Source organism: Sneathiella sp., assembly GCF_036960985.1.
Taxonomy (GTDB): Bacteria; Pseudomonadota; Alphaproteobacteria; order Sneathiellales; family Sneathiellaceae; genus Sneathiella.
Genome location: NZ_JBALWD010000016.1, coordinates 70,037 through 79,812, shown reverse-complemented (window position 1 = coordinate 79,812; position 9,776 = coordinate 70,037). Strand labels below are relative to the sequence as shown.

The 9,776-nt window shown below is 47.6% G+C and carries 8 protein-coding genes; 3 read left to right on the top strand and 5 right to left on the bottom strand.

Annotation, left to right across the window (positions count from 1 at the left end):
- From V7723_RS11260 to V7723_RS11250, 3 genes are all read left to right on the top strand, one after another.
- A partial coding sequence (locus tag V7723_RS11260) for an aminotransferase class V-fold PLP-dependent enzyme (protein WP_335684567.1) occupies positions 1–906 on the top strand: 906 nt, incomplete at its 5' end.
- A gap of 2 nt (positions 907–908) precedes the next feature.
- Positions 909–1,892 (top strand): aldo/keto reductase, encoded by a 984-nt coding sequence (locus tag V7723_RS11255; RefSeq protein ID WP_335684566.1) that lies wholly within the window; start codon positions 909–911, stop codon positions 1,890–1,892.
- Between the two features lie 15 nt (positions 1,893–1,907).
- Positions 1,908–3,080: an aminotransferase class V-fold PLP-dependent enzyme gene (locus V7723_RS11250; protein WP_335684565.1), complete on the top strand. Its 1,173-nt coding sequence runs from the start codon at positions 1,908–1,910 to the stop codon at positions 3,078–3,080.
- Between the two features lie 3 nt (positions 3,081–3,083).
- Here V7723_RS11250 and thiD read toward each other — a convergent pair whose 3' ends face one another.
- The 5 genes from thiD to tilS all read right to left on the bottom strand — a co-directional run bounded on the left by thiD (position 3,084) and on the right by tilS (position 9,768).
- Positions 3,084–3,887, bottom strand: coding sequence for a bifunctional hydroxymethylpyrimidine kinase/phosphomethylpyrimidine kinase (thiD, locus tag V7723_RS11245; protein WP_335684564.1), 804 nt, complete (start codon positions 3,885–3,887; stop codon positions 3,084–3,086).
- A gap of 19 nt (positions 3,888–3,906) precedes the next feature.
- Positions 3,907–5,256 (bottom strand): phosphoglucosamine mutase, encoded by a 1,350-nt coding sequence (gene glmM, locus V7723_RS11240; protein WP_335684563.1) that lies wholly within the window; start codon positions 5,254–5,256, stop codon positions 3,907–3,909.
- Positions 5,257–5,319: 63 nt separating this feature from the next.
- Positions 5,320–6,375 carry a dihydropteroate synthase gene (gene folP / locus V7723_RS11235; protein ID WP_335684562.1) on the bottom strand — a complete coding sequence of 352 codons (1,056 nt, stop codon included), beginning with the start codon at positions 6,373–6,375 and terminating at the stop codon, positions 5,320–5,322.
- Between the two features lie 12 nt (positions 6,376–6,387).
- Positions 6,388–8,319 (bottom strand): ATP-dependent zinc metalloprotease FtsH, encoded by a 1,932-nt coding sequence (ftsH, locus tag V7723_RS11230; RefSeq protein ID WP_335684561.1) that lies wholly within the window; start codon positions 8,317–8,319, stop codon positions 6,388–6,390.
- Positions 8,320–8,460: 141 nt separating this feature from the next.
- On the bottom strand, positions 8,461–9,768 hold the full coding sequence (tilS, locus tag V7723_RS11225; protein ID WP_335684560.1) for a tRNA lysidine(34) synthetase TilS: 1,308 nt from the start codon (positions 9,766–9,768) through the stop codon (positions 8,461–8,463).
- Positions 9,769–9,776 lie beyond the last annotated feature (8 nt).

Genomic DNA, 9,776 nt, shown 5'->3' with positions numbered 1-9,776 from the left:
GCTTCTTATGGTCTAGCCATTGCCGCCAAAAATATGTCTGCGTCAACGGGTCAAAAAATACTGATCCTACAAGATCAGTTTCCTTCAAATGTCTATTGCTGGCAGGAGCTTAGCGCGCGTACCGGCGCAGAGATCGTCACCATAAATACGCCGGCTGATTACGACTGGACGACAGCAGTCCTGGCCGCCATAGACGATGATACAGCCCTTGCCGCCCTTGGTCATATTCACTGGACTGATGGATCACTGCTGGACCTGGAGGCAATTGGTAGAAAATTACGGAAACATGGGGCCAAGCTGGTTTTGGATATCACCCAGTCAATTGGTGCGTTGCCTTTTGATGTCGCAAAAATTCAACCCGATTTCATGATCGCGGCTGGATATAAATGGATGCTCGGCCCCTATAGCCTTGGTTTTATGTATGTCGCGCCCGAATACCAATCTGGTGAGCCCATAGAATATAATTGGCTCAATCGGGGTGGTTCTGAAGATTTTTCTGGTCTGGTTGATTATCGGGCTGATTATCAGGAAGGCGCCCTCAGGTTTGACATGGGAGAGCGCGCGAATTTCTCGCTAATGCCCATGGCTATTGCGGCTCTGGAACAATTGTTAGAATGGGGTGTCGAGAATATTCAGGAAACATTACGTCTACGAACTCACGCTATCGCAGAGCGTTGCCTAGAGCTGGATTTGCAAGCAATACCTGAGACACATCGTGCTGGACATTTTCTCGGCCTCCGGCATAAAGATGGCCTTCCGTCAAATCTGCTTGAAACCCTGCTTGAAGAAAATATATACATATCAGTACGTGGCGCTTCTTTGCGGATCACTCCCCATCTTTTCAATACGGATCAAGATGCTGACAGGCTGATACTGTCCCTATCCACTGCCCTGAAACGGAGATAAAAATGAAACTCAAACAACTCGGAAACTCCGGACTGAAAATAAGTGAACTGTGTCTTGGGACAATGACCTACGGTGATCCAAACTGGAGAGAATGGGTCTTGCCAGAAGATGAAAGTCGTCCTTTTATCAAACGTGCACTTGAACAGGGTGTAAATTTTTTCGATACAGCGAATATGTATTCATTAGGCGCATCGGAAGAAATTCTGGGACGCGCCTTAAAGGATTTTGCGCGTCGAGACGAGGTCGTGGTTGCTACTAAGGTTTATTATGGTATGTCTGACAACCCGATGCATAGCGGCCTATCACGCAAGCATATAATGCAGGCAATCGACGGCTCTCTTAAACGTCTGGGCACAGATTATGTGGATTTATACCAAATTCATCGATGGGATTACGACACGCCAATTGAGGAAACCCTCGAAGCCCTGCATGACGTCGTTAAAGCCGGCAAAGTTCGTTATATCGGCGCGTCCTCCATGCATGCTTGGCAATTTATGAAGGCCCTTAATATTTCTGAGAAAAATGGCTGGACCAAGTTCATCTCCATGCAGAACGCATACAATCTTGTTTATCGGGAAGAAGAGCGTGAAATGCTCCCGCTTTGTGAAGACCAAGGAATTGGTGTAATCCCCTGGTCACCCCTTGCCCGCGGTTTTTTGACCGGAAACAAGAAAAAGGGCAACGAAGGAGAGACGGTTCGGGCTCGAACCGACGGCATCGCCAAAGCCTTGAAATACGGTCAGGACGCCGATTACGAGGTCCTTGATATCGTAACGGAGATTGCGACTTCCCGGGGTGTGTCAAATGCGCAAATTGCTCTGGCTTGGGTTCATCACAGCCCAAATATTACGGCACCTATTATCGGTGCCAGCAAAATGTACCAACTCGATGAGGCGATAGCGGCCCTCGATATTTCGCTGGATGTCGATGAGCTTGCGCGTCTCAATGACGCTTATGTTCCTCATAATGTTTCTGGCCATAGTTAATCAGGACGAAATTCAATGTCTCTCAATATCGATAAAATCCGGCAAGAAACACCGGGCATACAAAACCGCATTCATCTAAATAATGCGGGGGCCGCTCTAATGTCCTTGCCCGTGTATCTCTCGGTTAAAGATCATCTGGACCTAGAACTTAATATCGGAGGCTATGAAGCAGCGGCGCGCGCTAAACCTGCTTTTGAACGTACTTACGATGCCATTGCAGAACTCATCAATTGTAATCGTTCTGAAATAGCGCTCGTCGAAAATGCGACTGTCGCTTGGCAAATGGCTTTTTATGGCATTCGTTTTCAGGCAGGGGATCGCATTTTGACCGCTGAGGCGGAATATGCGGCTAATGTCATTGCGTATTTACAAATGGCAGAACGTAAAGGGGTTGTCATTGATTTTGTTCCCAGCGATGACAGCGGTCAAATGGATGTAGCCGCACTGGAATCCATGATCGACGACAAAGTTAAATTGATATCCGTAACGCAGATTCCCACTAATGGCGGCCTTATCAATCCGGCTGCTGATATTGGAGCTGTCGCCAAGCGTCACGGTATTCCCTACTTACTGGATGCCTGCCAGGCTGTCGGGCAAATTCCCATAGATGTTGAAGCTATCGGTTGCGATATGCTTTCCGCAACGGGCCGAAAATATATTCGAGGCCCAAGAGGCACTGGTTTCCTCTATGTCCGCAAAGGATTTATGGACGAACTGGATCCACCGTTTCTGGACATGCATAGTGCCAGATGGACTGAGCTCACATCTTACGAAATGGACTCAAGTGCCCGAAGATTTGAAAATTGGGAATTCAATACTGCCGGCGTAATTGGGCTCGGAACAGCAATCGACTATTTAAAAGAAATCGGCATAGATGCGGCCTCAGCGCGCTTGCGAGACTTGGCGGCGACTGCAAGAACTGCGCTTTCGCAAATTCCCGGCATCACTGTTCAGGATATTGGTGCTGAAAAAGGGGGTATTGTCACTTTTGAGCATAAGGACCATACCGGCGAAGCGGTCAAGGCGCATTTGACCGATAATAAAATCAACGTATCAATTACTGATATAAGCAGCACTCGATTTGATTTAGACAAGCGGGGCATAGATACGCTGATACGGTCATCATTTCACTACTATAATTCAGAAAGTGAAATCGACAAATTGATTGATGTCTTAGGGAGATTATAGGGCTTAATCAAAAGGCATTACGTTGTGGGCATGGTCGAGCGGACCATGCCCGCCGCCGATACCCGGGGCCTGTTCAATTGCCGTATGGACATATCTGAGCGCTCGTCCAACCGCTTTTTTTATAGGAAAGCCTTGCGCTACTCCAGTTGCGATCGCAGAAGAGAGTGTGCAACCGGTTCCATGAGTATGAAGCGTGTCAAACCGTTCTTGAGAAAAACTTTGTACGCCTTCCGGTGAAACCAGTAAATCCACCACATACTCGCCTTCTCGATGACCGCCTTTCATCAAGACAGCTATTGGTCCCATTTCCAACAATTGACGGCCGGCTTTCTCCATATCCGACAAACTCTCGATTTTCATACCGGTAAGCTGCTCAGCTTCCGGAATATTTGGCGTAAGAATATGCGTGTGAGCCGTGATTAATCGTGATTTAATGGTCTCACTTGCATCGCCGGCGACCAAAGCTGCGCCGCCTTTCGCGATCATTACTGGATCCAGAATGACCGGCGGTAGATTTTTCTCGGCATCCAAATAATCGGCGACTGCCTCAACTATCTCACGGCGATGTAACATCCCTATTTTTATGGCGTCTGCACCGATATCGTCAAGAACAACTCGGATCTGTTCAACTACGAACTGCGCAGAAACCTCCTCAATAGATTGAACACCCAAAGTATTTTGAGCTGTTAGCGCAGTAATTGCCGTCGCGGCAAAACCGTTGAGCGCAGTCACCGTTTTTATGTCAGCTTGAATACCCGCACCACCGCCGGAATCGGACCCAGCGATGATCAAAACCCGTCCTTGCATGGACTCCCCCTGTATTTTTTTATTCGACCGAAGCCGTTACTTCATTCACAATATTATCGACGATCTCATTAACTAAATCGTCATTTATTCCCTCACCCATAACCCGGATTAACGGTTCGGTTCCCGATTTCCGAATTAGCAAGCGACCGTTATCACCAAGCCGAATTTCGCCATCTTTTATCGCTTTTTTAACAGCGTCCGCGGCCAGAGGGTCGCCTTTCTTAAAGCGTACATTTTTCAAGATCTGCGGATAAGGCTCGAAGTTATGACATATTTCACTTACGGGCTTTTTCTCATCAACAATCACCGAAAGAATCTGCAATGCCGCAATCAAGCCATCGCCGGTCGTACTATAATCATTGAGAACGATATGTCCTGATTGCTCCCCACCGACATTGAAATCATGCCGCCTCATATGTTCGACAACATATCGATCACCTACCGCCGTGCGTGCCAGTGTAAGGCCAATATCTTCCAGAAACTTCTCAAGTCCCATATTAGACATCACAGTGGAAACAATACCACCGCCACGCAATTGCTCGCGCTGTTGCCAGGTTTTCGCTATCAGGGCCATCAATTGATCTCCATCAATCAACCGTCCTTTTTCATCGCATATCAAAAGGCGGTCTGCGTCGCCATCGAGAGCTATCCCGAGATCCGCACCTTCTTCCACGACGCGCGCGCACATGGCAGCTGTCGACGTCGATCCACAATCTTCATTAATATTGAAACCGTTCGGTGAAACGCCCATGGAAATAACATCAGCTTCCAGTTCCCAAAGAACAGTCGGTGCTACCTTATAAGCAGCACCATTGGCACAATCGACGACAATCTTGAGGCCTTTCAAAAGTTGACGACGCGGAAAACTACTCTTGGCGAATTCGATATATCGCCCTGGCGCGTCGTCCAGACGTTGGGCGCGACCTAATAGTTTTGGTTCCGCTAAAACAAGATTGCTGTCATCAATAATATCCGCTTCGATGCTTTTCTCAACTTCATCGGACAATTTATACCCGTCCGGACCAAACAGCTTTATGCCGTTGTCTTCAAATGAATTATGAGATGCCGAAATCATAACACCGAGATCCGCGCGCAACGATCTTGTGAGCATGGCGATCGCAGGAGTAGGCAATGGTCCGACAAGGACAACGTCCATTCCTACTGACGTAAAACCCGCTGTTAGTGCAGGTTCAACCATATAACCCGATAATCGCGTATCTTTACCGATTACAACACGGTGCCGAAAGTTACCGCGTCCCGCAAATTTTTTGCCGGCTGACTTACCCACCTTGAGAGCAATTTCAGCTGTCATCGGCTCCTGATTAGCAGTTCCGCGGATTCCATCAGTTCCAAAATATTTTCGTGTCATTTAATCACTCTAATAATCAACGTAAACTCGCCGACAACATAGCACCAAACCCTTAAAACATGTCTAAAAAGAGGCACGATCAATGGATTGCCATATTTTAACGGCTTGTCTTGTCTCGTGAACATCGTGAACACGAAGAATATCTGCACCAGCTTGTGCGCCATAAAGAGCGGCAGCTATTGATCCTCCAATACGGTTCTCGGATCTGTTTTCAGAACTTATTCGTCCGATAAAGGATTTTCGGGAAGCGCCAAGAAGAATACGGCATCCCAAAGATCGTAGAAATGGCAGCCCTTTTAACAAAGTAAGATTATGATCCATCGTCTTGCCAAAACCGATACCCGGATCAACCACGATCCGATTGCGGTCAACACCCTGTTCTTCACAACATTCTATTCGACGTTTGAGGTAATCGATCACATCCAGCAAAACATGTTTATATTCAGGATTGATCTGCATAATTTTTGGGTCAGCAGAACTATGCATCAAGCAAACCGGCAGCGTATTAGAGGCCAGAAAATTCAAACTGTTCTCATCAAACTCAAGCGCAGAAACATCATTTATCATTGTCGCCCCTGCAGCTACTGCAGCTTTCATGACAGGCTCTTTGCGCGTATCTATCGAAATCTCGACATTCAAAGCCTTGCAACCTTCAATTACCGGGATAACCCGGTCAATTTCTTCCTCAATGCTTACCAGGTTGGCCCCAGGACGGGTACTCTCTCCGCCGATGTCGAGGATATCAACTCCTTCTGTAACCAACTCCTTGGCCCGTTCGATGGCAACGCTTGCGTTAAAATGCCGCCCGCCGTCTGAAAAGCTATCAGGCGTTACATTCAAAATTCCCATAATTTTTGGGCGCACGCTCTTCGATTGGCGACCGGTGGCTTGATCTAACGACGCAACTTGATGCTTGATATCTGTTGAAAGAACGTCATTTTCACCAATGCACCAATTTAGCAACTCCGGCCGGCGAACATCGAACCAATGCAGAATGCCGGAAGGCTCTCGAATAATCATATGAAATTGATCAATCTGATCCTTAACCGACCCGAGATAAAGCGTCGTTGCAGAAGAAAGGCCCCGCGGTAAAGCGGAGCCTTTTTTATAATCCGTCATCAACCTTTTTCCTTACGAACCAGGTTGAGGTTCCGGTTCCATACCGCCTGCTGAACCGCCTGACTTCTTGTGGCCATCGGCTTCCGGGACCGTGGAGCTTGGTCCATTGTCGACAGGTGTCTCGATATCTTCAGGACGATCAATATCGCCCCCTTCCATCAAGATTTTGATCTCATCACCACTCAACGTTTCGTATTCCAAAAGACCTTTGGCGACGCGGTGTAATTGTTCAATATTCTCCGTCAGAATTTTACGAGCGGTCGCTTCACCCTCTTCGACAAAACGACGCACTTCTGAATCGATCACTTCTGCTGTTGCATCCGAAATATTCTTTTGCTGTGTGACGGAATGACCCAAAAAGACCTCTTCCTGATTGGCACCATACAACAACGGGCCAAGTTTGTCAGAAAGGCCCCATTCAGTAACCATTCTGCGTGCCATATCAGTTGCCATTTTAATGTCGCCAGAAGCACCTGTTGTCACGGCATCATGCCCAAAAATCATTTCTTCGGCGACACGGCCGCCCATGGCTACACCCAAATGAGCCAAACATTGATCCCGACGCAGCGAATAACTGTCCTTTTCTGGCAACCGCATAACCATGCCTAATGCACGACCGCGCGGAATGATCGTCGCCTTATGAACAGGGTCTGATGCTTTCATGTGCATACCAACTAGAGCATGGCCGCCTTCATGATAAGCAGTAAGTTCTTTTTCTTCCTCCGACATCACCATCGACCGGCGTTCAGCACCCATCATGACTTTATCTTTGGCTTCTTCGAACTCTTGCTGAGTTACAAGCCGTCGCGATTTACGGGCGGCCAATAAAGCGGCTTCATTTACCAAATTGGCAAGGTCAGCGCCAGAAAATCCAGGCGTACCGCGCGCGATTGTCCGAGGGTCCACATCCTGTGCCAGAGGCACTTTACGCATGTGAACTTTCAGTATCTTCTCACGGCCAATAATATCGGGATTAGGCACAACGACCTGACGGTCGAAACGACCAGGACGCAATAATGCAGGATCAAGTACGTCCGGACGGTTGGTTGCGGCCAAAAGGATAACGCCTTCGTTCGTCTCAAAGCCGTCCATCTCAACCAGCATCTGGTTCAATGTCTGTTCACGTTCATCGTTACCACCGCCAAGACCTGCGCCACGATGTCGTCCAACCGCATCAATTTCGTCAATAAAGATGATACAAGGTGCATTCTTTTTACCCTGTTCAAACATATCCCGAACACGGCTAGCACCGACACCAACAAACATTTCGACAAAATCCGAACCGGAAATCGTAAAGAAAGGAACGTTTGCTTCACCCGCCACAGACCGCGCAAGAAGTGTTTTACCGGTACCAGGAGGGCCAATCAGAAGAACACCTTTTGGAATTTTTCCACCAAGACGCTGGTACTTTTGCGGATTTCTTAGGAAATCTACAACTTCTTCAAGCTCTTCTTTGGCTTCTTCAATTCCGGCAACATCTTCAAAAGTCACACGGCCATGTTTTTCCGTCAGCAATTTTGCTTTGGATTTTCCAAAGCCCATCGCTTTTCCGCCGCCACCCTGCATTTGGCGCATGAAAAAGATCCAAACACCAATCAATAAGAGCATCGGGAACCAAGACAGCAACGTTGACATCAGCATGCTGCCCTCTTCTTTCGGCGCAGCGTTAATAATGACGCCATGTGAATTCAGCTTGCTCACCATGGTACTGTCTTCCGGAGCATATGTCGTGAAGGACCTGCCGTCGCTTGTCTTACCTTTGATGTTATGCCCCTGAATTGTAACTTCGGTGACTTTACTATTTTCGACTTCGGTTAAGAATGTCGAGTATGGAAGAGACGTTCCCGTTTCACGCGACGGGGAGTCACTGAAGATATTGAAAAGCGCAACAACAAGTAGCGCAATCACTACCCAAAGCACCATATTTTTGCCAAAGAGATTCACGAAAAATCATCCTTCCTTGATCAAACCATCGTCGGTTTAACCGCGTTAATGTAAAACTTATAAATTGGAAACCATCTTAGATATAATTCATTAACACCAAGTTCCAATAGGGCAACAGTTATTTATACTTGTTAGACAAGTCTAGATTAAGGCTTTGAATACCATTTTGAAGCGGTCCAATGCAATGGTGGACTGATCAAAGGCCGTCGGAAACAAGGGTGCAACCACAATTCTTTCGCCTAACCACACCGCTGGAAGATTATTTCTAACCTTCGCGGGTAGCTTCGCCACGTCTTTGCCCGAGTTCTCGGCTTTAAGATAGCGCCATCCAATTGGGCCGATTCGTTTGATCGTCAGCAATGGATCCCGATCTTTCTCATCGGCAGTATCAATAACATAAAATCGATCATCCCATAAAGTTTCTGTTTTACCTGCCAAAGGTATCTCCGGCAAACCAGAGCGGCCGGGTTCACGACAAACCAGCCACCCTTTTACTGATTTGCTAATTTGCACACCGCTAATAGTCTCCGATACGCTAAGTTCGGTTTCAAACAGGCGGATGTAAATATTCTCCAAGGATTGCAATTTAATGGGGATCTGTTCTCCGCGCACCGTCGAAATAGCCCGGCTCAACAACCGAATACCAATTTCTTTCGGGCAATTGAGAACGGCTTCAGATGGAAACATGACGAACCCATAGGGGCTTAATCGACAGAGCGTATTAAATCGCTCCGTCGTTATTTCTTGAAGGGCATCCGACGCTCGGGACACTCTTTCAACTGACAGGCCTATTGTTTCGAGACTGCTCCCCGGTAAGGCCTGCAAGTCCGATAAAATCGGTCCTACGTGGGTCCGTGTGTATTGGCGGTTATCGTTGCTTGGATCTTCAAGCCACGGCTGTTTCTTCTCATTCAAAAAATCTCGCAATACTTGACGTTTAAATCCCAGAAGAGGACGGATCAGCCGAATACCAAACTGCTGACTATCCTCCTGCATCGATGCAAGACCTTCCAATCCGCTCCCTTTGGAGAACCGCATCAGAAAAGTTTCCAATTGGTCTTCAAGCTGGTGCCCCAGTAAAAGGGCTTGTATATTCTCCGCCTGACAATGGGCTGCCATTAACTGATATCTAGCCTCCCGCGCGGCGCTTTGTATCCCTGATGCTGGATGTGGCCCTGTCCAAACAAGCGTTTTATGCGGCAAGCCGAGGGATTTGATCCACGTACCAACAGTAACTGCTTCTTGTTTCGCAGCCGGTCGCAACCCGTGATCTACAGTTAAAATCACAAGGTCAACTGCCCTTTCTGAGGCCCAATTACGGGCAAGCAACGTCAACGCTATACTGTCCGATCCACCTGAAACAGCAATCGCCAGCCGTTTATGCTGACTCAGTGCGAAAAGACTGTCCAATTTTTGGTTAAATTGTTCTTGTAATGTAGATCCCGCCATAGACAGAG

Coding starts and splice junctions, on each gene's coding strand:
- V7723_RS11250 (WP_335684565.1), top strand. CDS start 1,908: ATGTCTCTCAATATCGATAAAATCCGGCAAGAAACACCGGGCATACAA.
- thiD (WP_335684564.1), bottom strand. CDS start 3,887: ATGCAAGGACGGGTTTTGATCATCGCTGGGTCCGATTCCGGCGGTGGT.
- glmM (WP_335684563.1), bottom strand. CDS start 5,256: ATGACACGAAAATATTTTGGAACTGATGGAATCCGCGGAACTGCTAAT.
- tilS (WP_335684560.1), bottom strand. CDS start 9,768: ATGGCGGGATCTACATTACAAGAACAATTTAACCAAAAATTGGACAGT.
- V7723_RS11255 (WP_335684566.1), top strand. CDS start 909: ATGAAACTCAAACAACTCGGAAACTCCGGACTGAAAATAAGTGAACTG.
- folP (WP_335684562.1), bottom strand. CDS start 6,375: ATGACGGATTATAAAAAAGGCTCCGCTTTACCGCGGGGCCTTTCTTCT.